The sequence below is a fragment of the Candidatus Aalborgicola defluviihabitans genome (assembly GCF_016705985.1).
GTDB lineage: Bacteria > Pseudomonadota > Gammaproteobacteria > Burkholderiales > Burkholderiaceae_C > Allorhodoferax > Allorhodoferax defluviihabitans.
Genome location: NZ_JADJKN010000006.1, coordinates 191,856 through 210,413, shown reverse-complemented (window position 1 = coordinate 210,413; position 18,558 = coordinate 191,856). Strand labels below are relative to the sequence as shown.

16 protein-coding genes and 1 pseudogene are annotated in these 18,558 nt (G+C 59.9%); 3 read left to right on the top strand and 14 right to left on the bottom strand.

What is annotated here, in order from left to right; translation table 11 throughout:
• Positions 1-77: 77 nt before the first annotated feature.
• Complete coding sequence (locus IPI80_RS08600) at positions 78-674, top strand: TetR/AcrR family transcriptional regulator (RefSeq protein ID WP_413859102.1); 597 nt, start codon at positions 78-80, stop codon at positions 672-674.
• Positions 675-693: 19 nt separating this feature from the next.
• The gene (locus tag IPI80_RS08595; RefSeq protein WP_413859100.1) at positions 694-1,434 is read left to right on the top strand and encodes an SDR family oxidoreductase; all 741 of its coding nucleotides are present in this window, start codon (positions 694-696) and stop codon (positions 1,432-1,434) included.
• Positions 1,435-1,503: 69 nt separating this feature from the next.
• Here the strand turns inward: IPI80_RS08595 and IPI80_RS08590 are convergent, their stop codons facing one another.
• The 13 genes and pseudogenes from IPI80_RS08590 to IPI80_RS08530 form a co-directional block, all read right to left on the bottom strand.
• Entirely contained in the window at positions 1,504-2,166 is a 663-nt protein-coding gene (locus tag IPI80_RS08590; protein WP_413859098.1) for a glutathione S-transferase, read from the bottom strand.
• Entirely contained in the window at positions 2,163-3,080 is a 918-nt protein-coding gene (locus IPI80_RS08585) for a rhodanese-related sulfurtransferase (protein WP_413859096.1), read from the bottom strand. Before IPI80_RS08585 ends, IPI80_RS08590 begins: the two co-directional genes overlap by 4 nt.
• A 28-nt stretch (positions 3,081-3,108) precedes the next feature.
• Positions 3,109-4,473, bottom strand: coding sequence for an MBL fold metallo-hydrolase (locus tag IPI80_RS08580; protein WP_413859094.1), 1,365 nt, complete (start codon positions 4,471-4,473; stop codon positions 3,109-3,111).
• 15 nt (positions 4,474-4,488) lie between these two features.
• Positions 4,489-5,622 carry a molecular chaperone DnaJ gene (gene dnaJ, locus IPI80_RS08575; RefSeq protein WP_413859092.1) on the bottom strand — a complete coding sequence of 378 codons (1,134 nt, stop codon included), beginning with the start codon at positions 5,620-5,622 and terminating at the stop codon, positions 4,489-4,491.
• 132 nt (positions 5,623-5,754) lie between these two features.
• Positions 5,755-7,711: pseudogene (gene dnaK, locus IPI80_RS08570) on the bottom strand (molecular chaperone DnaK).
• Positions 7,712-7,804: 93 nt separating this feature from the next.
• A complete protein-coding gene (grpE, locus tag IPI80_RS08565; RefSeq protein WP_413859090.1) occupies positions 7,805-8,365 on the bottom strand; it encodes a nucleotide exchange factor GrpE in 561 nt (186 codons plus the stop codon).
• 120 nt (positions 8,366-8,485) lie between these two features.
• Positions 8,486-8,839, bottom strand: coding sequence for an FKBP-type peptidyl-prolyl cis-trans isomerase (locus IPI80_RS08560; RefSeq protein WP_413859088.1), 354 nt, complete (start codon positions 8,837-8,839; stop codon positions 8,486-8,488).
• Positions 8,840-9,013: 174 nt separating this feature from the next.
• Entirely contained in the window at positions 9,014-9,325 is a 312-nt protein-coding gene (locus IPI80_RS08555) for a winged helix-turn-helix transcriptional regulator (RefSeq protein WP_413859086.1), read from the bottom strand.
• Between the two features lie 203 nt (positions 9,326-9,528).
• Entirely contained in the window at positions 9,529-10,377 is an 849-nt protein-coding gene (locus IPI80_RS08550) for a shikimate dehydrogenase (RefSeq protein ID WP_413859084.1), read from the bottom strand.
• Positions 10,378-10,475: 98 nt separating this feature from the next.
• Entirely contained in the window at positions 10,476-12,776 is a 2,301-nt protein-coding gene (gene rpoD / locus IPI80_RS08545) for an RNA polymerase sigma factor RpoD (RefSeq protein ID WP_413859082.1), read from the bottom strand.
• A 290-nt stretch (positions 12,777-13,066) separates the two neighbouring features.
• A complete protein-coding gene (gene dnaG, locus IPI80_RS08540; RefSeq protein WP_413859080.1) occupies positions 13,067-15,049 on the bottom strand; it encodes a DNA primase in 1,983 nt (660 codons plus the stop codon).
• Positions 15,050-15,066: 17 nt separating this feature from the next.
• Positions 15,067-16,887: a gamma-glutamyltransferase family protein gene (locus IPI80_RS08535; RefSeq protein ID WP_413859078.1), complete on the bottom strand. Its 1,821-nt coding sequence runs from the start codon at positions 16,885-16,887 to the stop codon at positions 15,067-15,069.
• A gap of 8 nt (positions 16,888-16,895) precedes the next feature.
• Positions 16,896-17,468 carry a peroxidase-related enzyme gene (locus IPI80_RS08530; RefSeq protein ID WP_413859076.1) on the bottom strand — a complete coding sequence of 191 codons (573 nt, stop codon included), beginning with the start codon at positions 17,466-17,468 and terminating at the stop codon, positions 16,896-16,898.
• A 66-nt stretch (positions 17,469-17,534) separates the two neighbouring features.
• On the opposite strand from IPI80_RS08530, the gene IPI80_RS08525 reads away from it, so the two are divergent.
• Positions 17,535-17,912, top strand: coding sequence for a carboxymuconolactone decarboxylase family protein (locus IPI80_RS08525; RefSeq protein ID WP_413859074.1), 378 nt, complete (start codon positions 17,535-17,537; stop codon positions 17,910-17,912).
• 68 nt (positions 17,913-17,980) lie between these two features.
• Here the strand turns inward: IPI80_RS08525 and IPI80_RS08520 are convergent, their stop codons facing one another.
• On the bottom strand, positions 17,981-18,517 hold the full coding sequence (locus tag IPI80_RS08520; RefSeq protein ID WP_413859072.1) for a hypothetical protein: 537 nt from the start codon (positions 18,515-18,517) through the stop codon (positions 17,981-17,983).
• Between the last annotated feature and the right edge of the window lie 41 nt (positions 18,518-18,558).

The window sequence follows — 18,558 nt, the reverse complement described above, 5'->3', positions numbered from 1 at the left end:
TTTAATAAACGTACGTTATGCTAACGACTATAAACTGTCAACTACGCTAGTCAAATACGTTTTTTCCGGAGCCCGCCATGCGCTACGCCAAAACCCACAAGGAAGAGACTCGCCAAAAGCTGCTGGAAAGCAGCCGTGCCATTGCCAAAAAGGGAGGTTTCAAGGCCACGGGGATCGATGCCTTGATGGCCTCCATTGGTCTGACGGGCGGCGCTTTTTATAGTCACTTTCCGTCCAAGCAGGCCTTGTTCGAGGCCCTGGTTGCACAGGAAATGGACAACAGCAGCGCCATGCTGGCTGGCAACCAGGATTCGCCTGACAACCACGTGGCCAAGTGCCTGCGCGACTACCTGAGCAGCTTCCATGCAGCCAACCCTGAACTAGGCTGCGTGTTGCCCACGTTGGGTGCGGAGATTGCACAGGCTGGTCCCGAGGTGCGCAGCATGGTGGAGGCCGCCCTTGAGCGCACACAAAAAAGCTGGAGCCAACGCACCGGTGACCCCGACGCGGGCTGGGCACTGATCGCCCAATGCGTAGGCGCCTTGGTGTTGGCGCGCGCAGTGGAGAGTGAGCGCACCCGCAAAGAGATTTTGGCGGCCAGCCGCCGGTTTCTGGACAAGGCACTGCCCGCCAGAAAATCCAGCGGCAGCGCCACCAACAACGCCACTGTTTAGTTCAACCCAGGAGACAACCGTGACCACACCCGCATCCCAATCCAAAGTCGCGCTGGTCATCGGCGCGGGCGATTCCACCGGCGGCGCCATCGCCAAGCGCTTTGCCAAAGAAGGTTTCATCGCCTGTGTGACACGCCGCAGTGCGGACAAACTGCAACCACTGGTGGACAGCATCCACGCTGAGGGCGGGCAGGCCTTTGGCTATGCCAGTGATGCGCGCAAGGAAGACGACGTGGCGGCGTTGTTCACGCAGATCGAAGCCGAGCATGGCCCCATCGAGGTGATGGTGTTCAACATCGGCGCCAACGTGCCGTGCAGCATTTTGGAAGAGACAGCGCGCAAGTACTTCAAGATTTGGGAGATGGCCTGCCTCAGCGGCTTCCTCAACGCTCAGCAGGCGGCCCGGCGCATGGTGAAGCGTGGACGCGGCACCATTCTGTTCACGGGTGCCACAGCTGGGCTACGCGGTTCCGCCAACTTTGCTGCCTTTGCGGGTGCCAAACACGCCTTGCGCGCCCTGGCGCAAAGCATGGCGCGCGAGCTCGGCCCCCAGAACATCCACGTGGCCCACGTGGTGGTGGACGGCGCTATTGACACCGACTTCATCCGCACCAGCTTCCCTGAGCGCTATGCGCTGAAAGACCAGGACGGCATCCTCAACCCCGACCACATTGCCGAAAACTACTGGTACCTGCACAGCCAGCCCCGCGACGCCTGGACCTTTGAGTTGGACCTGCGGCCGTACATGGAACGCTGGTAACCAATATTCATGCATAAAATTGGCCGCTAGCCCTCGTGGAATATACGTAAGCAGCTATGAAAGTAATAGCTATTGGGTACAGGGCAAAGCCACCGGAGTCTGACCGGACTCCCACGGTACATGCTTGTCCATAACCCCTCGGTACCTGTCGGACGCTTCAAAAGCGGCTAGCCACTGCTGTAATTTGGCCCAGGGCTGGCTGGAAAACCAGATGCGGTCGGTATGGGCGAATTGGCGCACAAAGGGGGCGATGGCGGCGTCAGCCAGGCCAAAGTGGTCACCGTGCAGCATCTCGCTTGGGTGCAGTCGGGCATCCAGCATCTGCAGAAATTGCGCGCCTGCGCACCGGTGGGCCACGCCATCGGCCAAGTCGTAGCGGTTGGGGTATTTGTAGCGGTCCAGGTGGTATTTGAAGTCGCCATCACATTGCTGAATCAGCAACAGGACGGCGTCCAGCGCCGCTGCGGTAACGGGCAGCCATTGTTGCGGGTCGCTTTGGTGCAAGGCCCACAGCATGATGTCCAGGCTTTGCTCCAGCACTGTGCCGTCGGGTAGCACCAGCACCGGCACAGTTCCCTTGGATGATGCCTGTAGCAGTGCGGGTGGTTTGTGCGCCAGTACCACCTCGCGCAGTTCGCACACCGTGCCGCTGGCGGCCAGGGCCATGCGGGCCCGCATGGCGTAGGGGCAGCGCCGAAACGAATACAGAATGGGCAGGGCGCTTGGGTTCACGCCGGTTTGGCCCGCGCCTTTTCCCGCTCCCACTGGCGTTGCCGTTCACGTGCCCGGCTTTTCTGCACGGCGCTGGTGGCGTCAAAGCAGCGCGGGCAGCTGACACCGGCTTCATACTGGGGGGACAGCAAGTCGCCTTCTTCCAGTGGCATGCGGCAGCCACGGCACAGCTTGTGGGTGCCTTGTGTCAGGCCATGGTCCACCGAGACCCGCTCGTCGAACACGAAGCAGGTGCCTTGCCACTGGCTTTGCTCGGGTGGCACGGCTTCCAGGTATTTGAGAATGCCGCCTTCCAGGTGGTAGACCTCGTCATAGCCTTGGGCACGCATGAAAGCGGTCGATTTTTCGCAGCGGATGCCACCGGTGCAGAACATGGCCACCTTGGGCTTTTTGCCGTTCTGCGCTTGCAGGGCCTGCGCCTGCTCCACCCACGCCGGCAGTTCACCAAAGGTACGAATGTGGGGATCGATGGCGCCCGCAAAAGTGCCGATGGCCACTTCGTAGTCGTTGCGTGTGTCAATCAACACCACGTCGGGGTCGGCAATCAGGGCGTTCCAGTCTTGCGGTTTGACATAGGTGCCGGCCATGCGCGTGGGGTCTACGCCGGGCACGCCCATGGTGACGATTTCGCGCTTGAGGCGTACCTTCATGCGGTTAAACGGGGGTCTTTTAGCCCAGGACTCCTTGTGTTCCAGATCGGCCAACAGCGGGTCTTGGCGCAAATAGGCCAGCACGGCATGGATGTCGTCTGGCGCGCCGGCAATGGTGCTGTTGATGCCCTCGGCGGCCAGCAAAATGGTGCCTTTGACATTGCGCTGCTGGCACAGCTCCAGCAGTGGTGCCTGGCGCTGCACGTAATCAGGCAGGGCAACGAATTTGTAGAAGGCGGCGGTCAGGTAACGGGAACTGGGCATGCGCGCATTGTGCCGTGCCTGAATTTCCCTAGCTGGGCCAGGTTGAACCGTGCTCGGGCACCATGGCGCGCATGTCCAGCTCGTGCTCAATGCGCCCCCGAAGGGTGTCTGAGGCCTTTTGGTCACCATGCACCACGTACACCTGGTCTGGGCGACCCGGCATGGACCGCAGCCAGTTCAGCAGTTGATCGGCATCGGCGTGGGCAGATGCCGATTGCAGTTGCACCACTTCGGCCTTAACGTCCACATCATGCCCGTGGATGCGGATGGACTTGTCGCCATTGGCCAGTTTGGCACCCCGGGTTCCGGGTGCCTGGTAACCGGTGAGGATGATCATGTTGCGGTGATCGCCGGCGCGCTGCTCCAGGTGGTGCAGTACGCGCCCACCGGTGGCCATGCCGCTGGCCGAGAGGATCACCATCGGGCCGTGGCGGGCGGACAGGGCCCTGGACTCGTCGGTGCTGTTGATCATGACGGCGCTGTGGGTCAGTGCATGGGCTTCTTTGGCCGTCAGACGGTGTTCGCCCATATGCTTCTCAAACAAGTGGGTGGTGTGCACCGCCATGGGGCTGTCCAGAAACACCGGCAGCGAACGCTGCACCTGTCCACTGGCTTTGAGTTGCGCAATGGCGTGGAGCACCGCTTGGGCGCGCCCCACCGCAAACACCGGTACTACCGCCACACCACCCCGTGCGGCCAGGCGATGCAATGCCGGGCCGAGCTCTGCCATCAAGTCCTCAGGGGGGTGCTGGCGGTCGCCGTAGGTGGATTCGATCAGCACTGTGTCCGCAACGGGAGGCGGGTCCGGCGGGTACATGAGCGAGTCGTCCGGGCGCCCCAAATCGCCAGAGAACAGGATGCGCCGCCCGGCCACTTCCAACAGCACGCTGCAGGCGCCCAGGATGTGCCCGGCAGTACTCAGGGTTACTTTCCAGCCGGGAATGGGCTCAAAAATTTTGCCCAGACCCATCGTCTTGATTTGCGGCAGACAGTCCAGCGCGTCTTGGCGAGAGTACAGGGGCAAGGCGGGTGTGTGTTTAGACAGGCCATGGCGGTTGGCAAAGGCCGCGTCCTCTTCCTGGATATGACCACTGTCGGGTAACAAAATCTTGCACAAATCCTGCGTGCCCGGCGATGCATACACTCGACCGGTAAAGCCTTCCTTCACCAGCAGCGGCAAATAGCCGCTGTGGTCCAGATGGGCGTGAGTCAGAACCACGGCATTGACGGTGTTGGGTGCAATCGGCAAGGGTGTCCAGTTGCGCAGGCGCAGCTGTTTGTAGCCCTGGAACAGGCCGCAATCGACCATCAGGCATTGATCCCCCTGGCGTACCAGATACTTGGAGCCGGTGACAGTGTCGGCGCCGCCCAAGAAAGTAATGCTGACGCTCATGTGTGGTGAAGGGGTTTAACTGAAGAAGCTCTTTAACTTGTCGGTCCAGCTATCGCCCGAGGGGGAATGCTTGTTACCGCCCTTTTTAAAGGATTCATCGAGTTCGCGCAACAGGCGACGTTGGTGCTCGCTGAGCTTGACAGGTGTCTCCACCGTAATGTGGCAGTACAGATCGCCGGGATAGCTGGCGCGAACGCCCTTGATACCCTTGCCGCGCAGACGGAACTGCTTGCCAGTTTGGGTGCCTTCGGGGATGTCGATGGCGGCTTTGCCTGCCAGCGTGGGTACATCAATCTCGCCACCCAGCGCCGCCGTCACCATGCTGATGGGGACGGAGCAGTGCAGGTCATCGCCGTCACGCTCGAAGATGTCGTGCTTCTTGAGGCGAATCTCGATGTAGAGGTCGCCCGCCGGACCTCCATTGGTGCCAGGTTCGCCGTTGCCGGTGCTGCGTATGCGCATGCCGCCGTCGATGCCAGCTGGAATTTTGACTTCGAGCGTCTTTTGCTTCTTGACCTTGCCCTGGCCGTGACAGGAATTGCAGGGCTCGGGAATGACCTTGCCAGTGCCGCGGCAGGTAGGGCAGGTTTGCTGCACGCTAAAGAAGCCTTGGCGCATCTGCACCGAGCCAGAGCCGCTGCAGGTGCTGCAGGTCTTGACCTGGGTGCCCGGTTTGGCACCTGTGCCTTTGCAGACCTCGCAGGAGTCCCAGCTGGGAATGCGGATTTGCGCATCTTTGCCACTGGCCGCTTCTTCCAGCGTGACTTCCATTGCGTAGCTCAGATCGCTGCCACGGAACACCTGGCGGCCACCGCCGCCGGGGCGCCCACCACGCTGTTGGCCAAACATGTCGCCAAAAATATCGCCAAAGGCTTCGGCAAAACCGCCGTAGCCATCACCGGGGCCGCGCATATTCGGGTCCACACCGGCGTGGCCATGCTGGTCGTAGGCCGCACGCTTTTGCGGGTCCGACAGCATCTCGTAGGCTTCTTTGGCTTCCTTGAATTTATCTTCGGCCGCTTTGCCCGAGTCGCCCTGGTTGCGGTCGGGGTGGTGCTTCATCGCGAGCTTGCGATAGGCCTTCTTGATGTCTTCGTCAGAGGCGTTCTTGGTGACACCCAGAATTTCGTAAAAATCTCTTTTTGCCATGGTAGCAAGACTGTGTAGGTCTTTGATTCGTTGCGCAAACTTGATGCAAAACGCCGCGCCGATGATTCTGGACGAATCGTTCGGGCGCGGCGCGCCAAATCAGCACGCGGCGTGCGTGCCGAGCAGCCTGTATTAGCCTTTTTTAACTTCTTTGACTTCTGCGTCTACCACGTTATCGTCAGCAGCATGGCCGGCAGACGATGCGCCGCCACCGGGGTGTGCCTGCTCTGCACCGTCTGCTGATGCACCTTCGGCACCTTGCTTGGCCTGCATGTCGGCATACATCTTCTCACCCAGCTTCTGGCTGGCCGTCATCAGCGTTGTGTTCTTTTCATCGATCGCTGCCTTGTCGTCGCCTTTGATGGCGTCTTCCAGGTCCTTGATGGCCGCCTCGATCTTTTCCTTTTCGCCGGTTTCGAGCTTGTCACCGTACTCGGTCAGGCTCTTTTTCACGCTGTGCACGCTGGCATCAGCCTGGTTTTTAGACTGCACGAGTTCCACTTTCTTCTTGTCGTCTTCCGCGTTGAGCTCGGCGTCTTTCACCATTTGCTGGATTTCAGCCTCGGACAAACCGGAGTTGGCCTTGATGGTGATCTTGTTTTCCTTGCCGGTGCCTTTGTCTTTGGCGCCCACGTGCAGAATGCCGTTGGCGTCAATGTCAAACGACACTTCGATCTGGGGTGTACCACGCGATGAGGGTGGAATGCCTTCCAGGTTGAATTCGCCCAGCATCTTGTTGCCCGAAGCAATCTCGCGTTCACCCTGAAACACCTTGATGGTCACAGCCGGCTGGTTGTCTTCAGCCGTTGAGAAGGTCTGTGCAAATTTGGTTGGAATGGTGGTGTTCTTGGTGATCATCTTGGTCATCACACCACCCATGGTCTCAATGCCCAGAGACAGCGGTGTCACGTCCAACAGCAGCACGTCCTTGCGGTCGCCGCTCAAGACCTGGCCTTGAATGGCTGCGCCCACGGCAACGGCCTCATCCGGGTTCACGTCCTTGCGCGGCTCCTTGCCGAACAGTTCTTTAACTTTTTCCTGCACCTTGGGCATGCGGGTCATACCGCCGACCAAAATCACGTCATGGATGTCAGCAGCGGTCACGCCAGCGTCTTTCAAGGCGGTGCGGATCGGGGCAATGGTGCGTTCGATCAGCTCTTCGACCAGGCTTTCCAGCTTGGCGCGGGTCAGCTTGATATTCAAGTGCTTGGGGCCTGATGCATCAGCGGTCACGTAAGGCAGGTTGATGTCGGTCTGCGCGCTGCTGGAGAGCTCGATCTTGGCCTTTTCAGCGGCTTCCTTCAGGCGTTGCAGAGCCAGCACGTCCTTGGACAGGTCAACGCCTTGTTCTTTCTTGAACTCGGTGATGATGAAGTCGATGATGCGTTGGTCGAAGTCTTCGCCGCCCAAGAAGGTGTCGCCGTTGGTGGACAACACTTCAAATTGCTTTTCGCCATCGACATCCGCGATTTCGATGATGGACACGTCGAATGTGCCGCCGCCTAAGTCATACACGGCGATCTTGCGGTCGCCCTTTTCGTTTTTGTCCATGCCGAAGGCCAGGGCCGCAGCAGTAGGCTCGTTGATGATGCGCTTGACGTCCAAGCCGGCAATGCGACCTGCATCTTTGGTGGCTTGTCGCTGGGCATCGTTAAAGTAGGCAGGTACCGTAATCACGGCCTCGGTCACTTCTTCACCGAGGTAGTCTTCGGCGGTTTTCTTCATCTTGCGCAGAATGTCGGCGCTGACCTGCTGGGGCGCCATGCGATTGCCCCGCACTTCCACCCAGGCATCGCCATTGTCTGCTGCGGTAATCTTGTAGGGCATCAGGTCGATGTCCTTTTGCACTTCTTTCTCCGCAAACTTGCGACCAATCAGGCGCTTGACCGCGTACAGCGTGTTCTTGGGGTTGGTCACGGCCTGACGCTTGGCGGATGCGCCGACCAATACTTCGCCATCTTCCTGGTAGGCGATGATGGACGGGGTTGTGCGCGCCCTCGGCGTTCTCGATCACTTTGGGCGTGTTGCCTTCCATGATGGCCACACATGAATTGGTGGTGCCAAGGTCAATACCGATAATTCTTCCCATGATTTACTCCTGCTATTTTAAAAATTCAGATGAACGTCACTTGAAGCCGGTTTTTCGGATTTCAAGTGCTTTTGTAGGGGTTTTGTGCAGCGCTTATTTGGGAGCGGACACGGTCACCAGGGCGGGGCGCAGGATGCGATCCGCAATGGAGTAGCCTTTTTGCAGCAGTCCAACGACCGTGTTGGCTTCCTGCTCGGAGGGCACCACGCTGATGGCTTGGTGTTGGTGCGGGTCGAACTTGTCACCAGCGGCTGGCGCAATGGCAATCACTTTGTTGCGTTCCAGGGCGGCGATCAGTTGGCGCAGGGTGGCTTGTGATCCTTCGCGGATCTGCTCTGCAGTGGCGTCCTTGATGAGCAAACCCGCTTCCAGGCTGTCCGCAACCGGCAGCATGCTATCGGCAAAGCTCTCGACTGCAAACTTGCGGGCCTTGCTGATTTCGTCCTCGGCGCGGCGACGGGCGTTTTCAGCGTCGGCCTTGGCGCGCAGGTATTGGTCGGCCAATTCAGCGCTCTTGGCCTGAAGTGCCGCCAGATCTGCCTGAACCTGGTTTAGGGTGTTGGCGTCAGAGTCGGTTGGTGATGCCATGTCGTCGGTGCTTTGGTAGGCCGCGTCGAAGGCGTCGCTTGGGGGAGTAGTGGGCTTGTCGGACATGAAGTGAGTGAAGTACGGGCTTCTGGTTCAAGAGGATGAGCCCAGTAGGTGGGGCTCATTCCTGCTTTTCAAGGGCTTTTGAGGGACTCTTTGGGTTTGGTCCCATGTTTTTGACCTAAATCAACTCGGAGTACCCAGCAATTCCACGTCAAATTTCAGGGTGGCATTGGGGGGAATGACACCGCCAGCACCACGGGCGCCATAGCCTAAATCGGCGGGGATGATCAGGGTGCGGGCGCCGCCGACCTTCATGCCAGCTACGCCTTCGTCCCAGCCGCGAATCACCATGCCGGCACCCAGGTGGAACACAAACGGATCATTGCGGTCCTTGCTGGAGTCAAACTTGGCACCTTGCACGCCGTCGTTGTACAGCCAGCCGGTGTAATGCACTTTCACGCTCTGGCCTTTGGCAGCAACCGCGCCGGTGCCTTCGGTGGTGTCTTCGTATTGCAAACCGGTGGAGGTGGTGATCATGGAAGCTCCTTCAAGTTAAAAATTCATTGGCCGGCATCGCGAAGCATCGCCAACTGGGGCAGTTCGATTGGGAACTTGCTCAACGGCAAAGGCTGGCATTATGCCAGCAGACAAAAAAAAGACAGGCAGCGCCTGTCTCGTTCCTGGGTGACCGAAAGGTCGTCGAAAAGCGTCTTAGCTGGCCTTTCTGGCTTGGCTGCTGGCCCATTTTCCGGCAAAGGCTTGCAGGTCGGCTAGGCGTTTGAGCAGATCGGCGCCGGCGGTCGTCACGCAATAGCCATCGCTGCCATGCGTCATCAGGCCGGCTTCACGCAGTTCTTTGATGCGGGTATTGAGGGTATTCGGTGTGATGCTGCCAACACTGTCTTGCAGAAGACGGAATGTCTGGGCGTGGCCGTCGCGCAAGGCCCACAGTACGCGCATGGCATAGCGTGATTCCAGCAGACTCAGCAGCTGGCCGATGGCGACAGATTCTTTCGAACTCATTGATTACCTCTCCTCGATTCGGTTTTTCTAGGTGACCCACTGCTCGGCCACATTGGCCGACATCGCAATCCGGCTCACCGAATATTACATCAGGCGAAACTATATCGTAGTTTTTATCTTGCTACAAGTTTCATAGCTTGGAGTTACAACTACCAGTCGCTCGTCAGCATGCGGTGGAGATACCAAGGCTGCGGGAAGGCGTGCTATGGAATCAGCGTGGCCTGCACCTTCGCGCGCAGCGTGGGAGTCGCTGCCGGCAATACACCAAACCAGGCTTCAAAGGCCGCTCGGGCCTGGTGCAACAGCATGCCAAGTCCGTCGACGGTGGCGTTGCCGCGTTGGCGCGCAGCCGCCAGCATGGGTGTTTCCAGCGGCACATAGATGATGTCCGACACCAATGCATGGGTTGGCAAGTCGTCCAAACACAGGTCCAGTTCCGGTTCTCCGTACATACCCTGGTTGGTGGTGTTGACCAATAGGGCAGCGCCGGCCAATGCTGCATGCCGTTCTGCCCAGGGAACTGCCTGAACCGGCCCACCAAACTCCTGCGCCAGGTCATGGGCCTTGGCCCAGCTGCGGTTGGTCAGACGAATTTCGGGAACGCCCTGGTCCATCAGGCCCACAATCACAGCACGCGATGCACCACCGGCACCCACGACCACCGCAGGTCCGTGTGTGGCGCGCCAATCGGGCTGGGATTGCAGCAGACTTTGTATGTAGCCAAAACTGTCAGTATTACGCCCGACCAAAGTGCCGTCGGCCTCCACGACAATGGTGTTGATGGCGCCGATGCGCCGCGCCAGCGGGTCGACTCGGTCCACCAGATCCAGGGCCGCCACTTTGTGCGGAATGGTCAGGTTGCAACCAGCAAAGCCGAGCACCGGCAGGGCGCGTAGCGCCTGTGCCAGTTGGTCTGGCTGTACCGGTAACAGCACATAGGCCCCGCGTAGGCCATGTTCTGCTATCCAATGGTTGTGGATGACCGGTGAGCGCGAATGCGCCACCGGCCAGCCCATGACCCCTGCCAATTTGTAGTGGGTCTCTATTGCCATAGCGTGGGGGCCACAAATCCGCGCCGGGCCGCCCCAAGCGCATTCAGCCCCCTCGGGGGGCAGCGACCCGCGCAGCGGTGGAGCGTGGGGGCCACAGACTACAGGTTGTCAGTAAAGCTGCGCAACTTGTCCGAACGACTTGGGTGCTTGAGCTTGCGCAGCGCCTTGGCTTCTATCTGGCGAATGCGCTCGCGCGTTACGTCAAACTGCTTGCCCACTTCTTCCAAGGTGTGGTCGGAAGTCATCTCGATACCAAAACGCATGCGCAGCACCTTGGCTTCGCGTGGGGTCAGGCTGTCGAGAATGTCCTTGACCACATCGCGTAGACCAGCTTGCATCGCGGCTTCCATAGGGGCGGTGTTGGCACCGTCTTCGATGAAATCGCCCAGGTGGCTGTCGTCATCGTCGCCGATGGGCGTTTCCATGGAGATCGGCTCCTTGGCGATCTTCATGATCTTGCGGATCTTGTCTTCCGGAATCTCCATGCGCTCGGCCAAGACGGATGCATCGGGCTCAAAACCAAACTCCTGCAAGTGTTGGCGGCTGATGCGGTTCATCTTGTTGATGGTTTCGATCATGTGCACCGGAATACGGATAGTGCGCGCCTGGTCCGCAATGGAACGGGTGATAGCTTGGCGAATCCACCACGTAGCGTAGGTCGAAAACTTGTAGCCGCGGCGGTATTCGAACTTGTCCACTGCCTTCATCAAACCGATGTTGCCTTCCTGGATCAAATCCAGGAACTGCAAGCCACGGTTGGTGTACTTCTTGGCGATGGAGATCACCAGGCGCAAGTTGGCCTCGATCATTTCCTTCTTGGCGGCGCGTGAGGCGTATTCGCCTGCGTTCATGCGCTTGTTGATGTCTTTGAGTTGATCCAGCGGCACGACAACGCGAGACTGCAGATCGGTTAGTTTTTGCTGCAAATCCTGCACGGGCGGAATATTGCGTCCCATGACTGATGCCCAGGATTTGCCTGATGCGGCCTGTTTTTCGATCCATTTGAGGTTGAGTAACTGGCTTGCAACCTTGTTGCCATTTTTGTCGCGGCCGCTGAAATCAGCGATGAAGTTCTCTTGTGGGTAGCCGCATTTGTCCACGATGATGCGGCGCAGTTCGCGCTCTTTCTTGCGGATGTCGTCCACCTGACCACGCACCATATCGCACAGCTTTTCAATCGCCTTGGCGGTGAAGCGGATGGACATCAGCTCTTCGCTCAGGGAGCGCTGCGCAGCAACGTAGTGGGGCGTGCCGTAACCTTCCTTGTCGTAGATCTTGTGGACCTTTTCGAACAGTTCACGCAGGCGATCGAAACGGGACAGGGCTTCTTTCTTGAGTTCTTCCAGCTTCCGGGTCAGGGCTTTCGAGCCGCCTTTTCCGTCGTCGTCGTCATCGGCATCAAACTCGTCAAAGTCTTCTTCGGCCACGTAGTCGTCGGCCTCGTTGGGGTTGAAGAATCCATCCACGATGGTGGTAATGACCACCTTGCCTTCGCGGATGTCTTCGCCCAGACGCAGGATTTCCGCAATGGTGGCGGGTGAGGCGCTGATCGCTTCCATCATGGCCATCAGGCCGCCTTCGATGCGCTTGGCAATTTCGATTTCGCCTTCACGGGTCAGCAACTCGACGGTGCCCATTTCGCGCATATACATACGCACGGGGTCGGTCGTACGGCCGAACTCGCTGTCTACAGTGGAGAGCGCGGCTTCGGCCTCTTCTTCGGCTTCTTCAGGCGTGGCGGCGGTCGAGACATTGTTGTTGAGCAACAGGGTCTCGGCGTCCGGAGTTTGTTCGTAGACGGCCACACCCATGTCGTTGAGCATGGAGATGACGACTTCGAGTGTCTCGGCATCCACCAGCTTGTCGGGCAAGTGGTCAGAAATTTCGCCGTGGGTCAAATAACCACGGGTTTTGCCCAGGGTGATCAGGGCTTTGAGGCGCTGGCGGCGCTTGGCAATGTCTTCTTCGGATAGAACGGTTTCGTCCAGTCCAAACTCTTTCATCAAGGCGCGTTCTTTGGCCTTGCTGATCTTCATGCGCAGCGGCTTGACCTTTTCGCCCGGGGCTGCAGCGGCTTCGGGTTCTCCCACCAAGTCGGCCTCAATGTCCGACATGTCCATTTCGTCACTGGTGCCTTCAGCGGCTACCTTGGGCTTGCGACCGCGCTTGGCGCCCGTTTTTGGGGGTGCGCTGGACTCAGTCGCTGCTGCGGCAGCCTTGGGGGGGCGACCGGGCTTCTTCTTGGCGGTTGCGCTGGTGGCAAGCAGGGCGTCGGCGGACTCCTTCAGGAGTTGAGCCTTGGACTTGGCGACGGGAGGTTTGGATGCTGGCACAGGCTTGGCTTTCTTATCGGACTTGGACGGAGACTGAACAGCTTTGACAGATTTTTGAGCAGGCATGCGAGAACCTCAGGACATCAAAAAAAACAGGCGAACAGAGCGGGTGCCGTCTACACCGCAGGTGGTGCGGGCAGTTGGCATGGCAGGGAATACAAAAGACTATTCCCCATGCTGGCAAGATGGGAGGGCGATCATTTGGGATGCAGTCCTTGCGGTAAGGTGGCCGGTTGTACTTTTTTCAACGCTTGGCCTGGCCCGGAGGTGCTGCTGTCGCTCTTGCCGAAACAGCCTTGGATTATACCGCGAATTTACAAAATTTCCAGTTTTTACTGTACCCGTGCAGCACGTCGTCAGGTGACAGGGCGGATCGCCAGTTCCAGTTGCAACAGCCGCGCGTGCAGTGCACGGTAGCGCTCCAGCGCCGTCGGGTCGGTGGTGGAGGCGGCAATGGCCAGCGTCTCCTGCTCCTTGATGCGGTCTACCAACATACGGTTCAGCAAACCACGCAGCTCCGCGTCGGACTCGCCCAATACCTCACTCGCTGGTGTGCTGGCTATCGTCGGATCGGCCATCAGACGCAGCGCCAGATCTTCGGCATCATGGCCGATCAACTCTTCGCGCAGGGCGCCCCACGCCAGTGGGCCGTGCTCGTGCAATTGGCCTTCCAGCCAGGCCATTAACGGGCCATGGGGGGCAGGTAGTTCGCAGAGCAAGGCGTGGTCTTCGCCGCTCAGGGTCTCCCACAGGCCACTGTGCGCTAAAAGGATACGCGTGGCGTGGTCGGCACGGGTGGCCAGTGGGCCGCGCAAGGGCGGGCGAACGGGGCGCGTGCTCTCCCATTTACCTTTGCCCTGCCACTTGCCTTTCCCTTCCCATTTGCGAGTGCCGCTATGGTTCCAGGATGCAGGTGACGCTCCGTCGAGTGGGTGGCCCCAGGTCTCCCCAGCGGATGCATAGTCGTCGTAGTGATCGGGTGGGACATCGCTATGCCGTCCCGCGGCAGGGGAGGCCTTGGTGGGTGGGCCAGTTTGGGCCCATAGGGCACCGAGTTCTTGGCTGCCAAGCTGAACGTGGTTGGCGATCTCGCCGAGCAGCTGCAGCTTGAGGGCGCCGCTGGGCAGCAGGTTCCACAACGGCTTGGCATTGCTGGCCATGTGGGCGCGGCCCTCGGCGCTGTCCAGATCGCAGTCCTCACGCGCGGCCTCCAGTAAAAATCGGGACAACGGTGTGGCCTCTTTCACGTATTGCGCAAAAGCCTCCTTGCCGTGGGCGCGGATAAAGCTGTCGGGGTCGTGCTCGTCGGGCAGGAACAGGAATTTTATGGAACGCACGTCGGTGGCGTATGGCAGGGCGGCGTCCAGCGCCTTGCGGGCAGCGCGTCGCCCTGCACTGTCGCCGTCAAAGCTGAACACCACGGCATCGGTAAAACGAAACAGTTTGTGCACATGCTCGGCGGTGCAGGCTGTGCCCAGGGTGGCTACCGCGTTGGGAAAGCCCAGTTGCGCCAGTGCCACCACGTCCATATACCCTTCGGTCACCAGCACATAGCCGGCCTCGCGCAGGGCGTTGCGCGCTTCAAACAGGCCGTACAGCTCGCGGCCTTTGCTGAAGACCGGGGTTTCTGGCGAGTTGAGGTATTTGGGTTTGTCATCACCCAGGACGCGCCCGCCAAAGCCAATGCATTCACCTTTGATGTTGCGGATCGGAAACATCACCCGGTCGCGGAAGCGGTCGTAGCGTTTCTCTTCGGTACTGCCGTCTTCAACATTGCTGATGACCAGACCGCTCTCCACCAGCAGCGGGTCGTCGTAGTGCGCGAAGACGCTGGCCAAACTGCGCCAGCCTTCCGGTGCATAGCCCAGGCCGAACTGCTTGGCAACCTGGCCCGACAGGCCGCGCCCCTTGAAGTAGGCCACGGCGCGGGGTGAATCCTTGAGGTGCTTGCGGTAGGCTTCGCCGGCCTTTTCCAGTACATCGGTCAGGGTGGTTTGCTTTTGCTTTTGTTCCTGGGCGCGGGCCCGGTCTTCGGGCGAGGCTTCATCCTCAGGGATTTGCATGCCGTATTGCTGCGCCAAGTCTTTCACAGCCTCGATAAAGGTCATGCCGGCGTGGTCCATCAAAAAGCTGATGGCGTTGCCGTTTTTGCCGCAGCCAAAGCAGTGGTAGAACTGTTTGGTCGGGCTGACCGAAAACGAAGGCGATTTTTCGCCATGGAACGGGCACAGCCCCATGAAATTGGCGCCCCCTTTTTTGAGCTGCACGTAGCGGCCCACAATCTCCACCACGTCCGCGCGGGCGAGGAGTTCCTGGAGAAAGCTTTGCGGGATGGCCATAAGGTGATTGTAGGAACTCAGTCCCCCAGTACCACGCCCTCGCGCCGGGGATCGGCGCCGCCAAAGTAGCCAGTTTCCGTGCGCTCAATCGCCTGCAATCCGCTGGGCAGCGGTGCTTGCACGACCGTATGGCCGCGTGCCTGCAGGGCCAGCACGGTGGCGGGTGCAAAGCGCGAATCTTCCAGCATCAGTGGGCCACCCAGCGTGCCGAAATTGGGCAAGTTGATCGCCTGCTGGGCGTTCAGGCCCCAATTGAGCATGCCGACCAGCGTCTTGGCCGTGAAGTGGATGATGAATGCACCCCCCGGGCTGCCTGTACTGGCCAGCAGTTGCCCGGTGGCCTTGTCGAACACCAGCGTGGGAGACATGCTGGAGCGGGGGCGTTTGCCCGGCTCTACCCGGTTGGCAATGGGCTTGCCGCTGGCGTCAAAGGGTTGAAAGCTGAAGTCGGTCAACTCGTTGTTCAGCAAAAAGCCACCCACTAGGCCTTGGCCCCGGTTGACCATCAGATGCGCGCCCCAGCCGCCTTCGATGGTGGTGGTCATGGCCAGGGCATTGCCATAGGCGTCCACCACCGAGATGTGGGAAGTGCCGTGCTCCACCTGATCGGGCATAGGTGCGTAGCCCACGCTCAGCCCCCCGGGTTGGCCCGCTGGCGCAAATGGCATGGCCTTGGCGGCGGGACTGTTGTCGATGCGACCGGCACGCTCGGCCAGATAGTTGGGGTCCAGCAGGCTATTCCAATCGCCCGCAGGGGGTTGCACAAAGTCCGGGTCGGCCACAAATTGGGCGCGGTCGGCAAAGGCCAGGCGGGAGGCTTCGGTGTAGAAGTGCAGCCAGTCGCCGGAAGGCAGGCCGCTTTGCAGGGGCAGTGTGGCAGCCGGCGTGTGGTTCAGCAGACCCAAAATCTGACCGATGGCGATGGCACCCGAACTGGGTGGGGGCATGCCACACAGGCGGTAGTCCCGCTGCTCGATGGGGGCGTGGTAGTCAAAGCACAGCGGCTCGCGCACCACGGCGCTATAGGTGGCCAAGTCGTGCTCCGAGAGCGTGCCCGGGTTGCTGGAGTGGTGCTGTACGGCGCTGGTGATAGATCGGGCTACGGCGCCGGTCATCAGCGCATCTGGGCCCCGTTGGGCAATATCGGTTAGCACTGCTGCCAATTCAGGGTTGCGCAACACATGGCCGGCCGGCCAGGGCTGGCCATGTGGGTTGAAGAAGTAGGCGGCGGCCACCGGATCGGCTTTTAGCGCCGGCTCGTCAGCCAACAAAGTGGCCATGCGCGGGCTTATGGCAAAGCCCATCGTCGCCAGGCGGATAGCGGGTTCAAACAACGCGGACCAGGGCAGGCGCCCATGCTGCCGGTGCGCCAGGGCCAGCATGCGCAGCGTGCCGGGCACGCCGACCGAGCGTCCACCCACCACGGCGTCGTTGAATGCCATGGGCTTGCCATTCGGGCCCAGGAACAGCCCGGGCGTGGCGCCCGAAGGCGCCGACTCGCGGCCATCAAAAGCCTGGGTCCGATGACCATCAAAGTGCAACAGAAAGGCGCCACCGCCCAGGCCGCTGCTTTGTGGTTCTACCAGTGCCAGCACCATTTGCACGGCAATGGCGGCATCCACCGCGCTGCCACCCTTTTGCAGCATCTGCTGGCCTGCCTGGGTAGCCAAAGGATTGGCTGCGGCTACCGCGTAGGTGTGGGTGGCCCATCCGGGCTTGTGTACCCAGCCGCTGGCACCTTCGGGTTGCGGTGGCGGACTGGTGCAGGCCAGCAGGCACAGGGATGTGGCCGCTAGCAGCGTGGCTAAGCGCAGCGGGGCAAGGAGCAGTGGGCGCACAGGAAGGCCTATTTTTGCTTGGGCACGCGGCCCATCAAATAGAACTCGGGGTTGGGCAGCATGCCCGACATATTGGCCATGCGGTTGGACAGGCCAAAGAAGGCGGTAATGGCGCCAATGTCCCAGATGTCTTCGTCATTGAAGCCATGGACGTGCAGGGCGGTGAAATCAGCGTCTTCAATGGTGCCGGAGTGCAGGCAGACCTTCATCGCAAAATCCAGCATGGCGCGCTGGCGCGGTGTGATGTCGGCCTTGCGGTAGTTGACGGCAACCTGGTCGGCCACCAGCGGTTTCTTTTCGTAAATGCGCAGGATGGCACCGTGCGCCACCACGCAATACAGGCAGTGGTTGGCGGCGCTGGTGGTGGTGATGATCATCTCGCGGTCGCCTTTGGAGAGGCCGGAGCCCTCGCGCAGCATCAGCGCATCGTGGTAGGCAAAAAAAGCGTGCCATTCGGCGGGCCGGCGGGCAAAGGCCAAGAAGACATTGGGCACAAAGCCCGCCTTTTCCTGCACCTCCAGAATTTTGGCCTGGATGTCGGCGGGCAGGGTGTTGAGATCGGGTAGAGGGTAGCGGGCCATGGGGTCTCCTGTGGGTGGTTTACAGCCATTATCCTTGCGGCTGTCGTTCTTTGATTTGGAGTTTTCATGAGCACACCATATGAGCAAGGCCTGGCCACGCGCAAGGCCGTGATGGGCGAGAATTTTGTGGCCACTGCCTTGGCCAATGCCACGCCGTTTACCCAACCGATTCAGGAGCACATCACCCGTGCCGCCTGGGGTGATGTGTGGCAGCGCCCTGGGCTGGACTTGAAAACCCGCAGCCTGATCACGGTGGCCATGCTCACGGCCCTTGGCAAGCAGAACGAGCTCAAAGGCCATGTGCGCGGCGCACTCAACAATGGCGTTACGGTGGAAGAGTTGCAAGAGGTTTTGCTGCACGCCACCATCTATTGCGGCGTGCCGGCAGCGGTGGAAGCTTTTCGCACCGCCAATGAGGTGGTTACGCCCAACATTCAAAGCTAAATTGGCCTCTAGCCCTCGTCGGATATACGTAAGCAGCTATGAATTACATAGTGGTGTTGTAGAGCCAATTAGCCGGGATCGGGGATTTGCGTTGGTGCAAAGCCATGGTCGTCATCGTCATTTTCATCAGACGTTGGCAGCTCAACTGGAATGTTGGCGGCCGGTGCAGTCTTCGCGGCTTGTAATGCACCCTCTTTGATCCAAAAATCCGGATCAGGCATGTGGGTATGGGGGCAGCCGCAATCGGGCGAAAACTTCCAGGTGAACAGGTAGTGCGCGCTATTGGATGTTGGGTCGAAACGGAGCAGGCCGTCCAGCATTTCCTGTTGCAGGGTTGGGGCATGCAGTACCAAGGCATCGTGCCAATGCATGATTTCCAGCTGCATCAAAAGGGCGTCACCTTGACCGGGGACGTGGACAGGTGCCAGGTCTGCGGTCACCCAGTCGGCCGGAATGCCGTGGCCTTTGAGGATGTGGTGCAGCGTCAGCCGGGCCAAGTCCCGTTGTGTGACATCAGACTGCACGGTCTGGGGCATGGTCGATGGGCCATGGTCTGGAGCAGTCTTGCCCCCTTTGCTTTTGTGGCGACCAAGAAATTCAAACATCCACGATTCCTCTCTGGTTGGTTGAAATGGGTCGTTTCAGT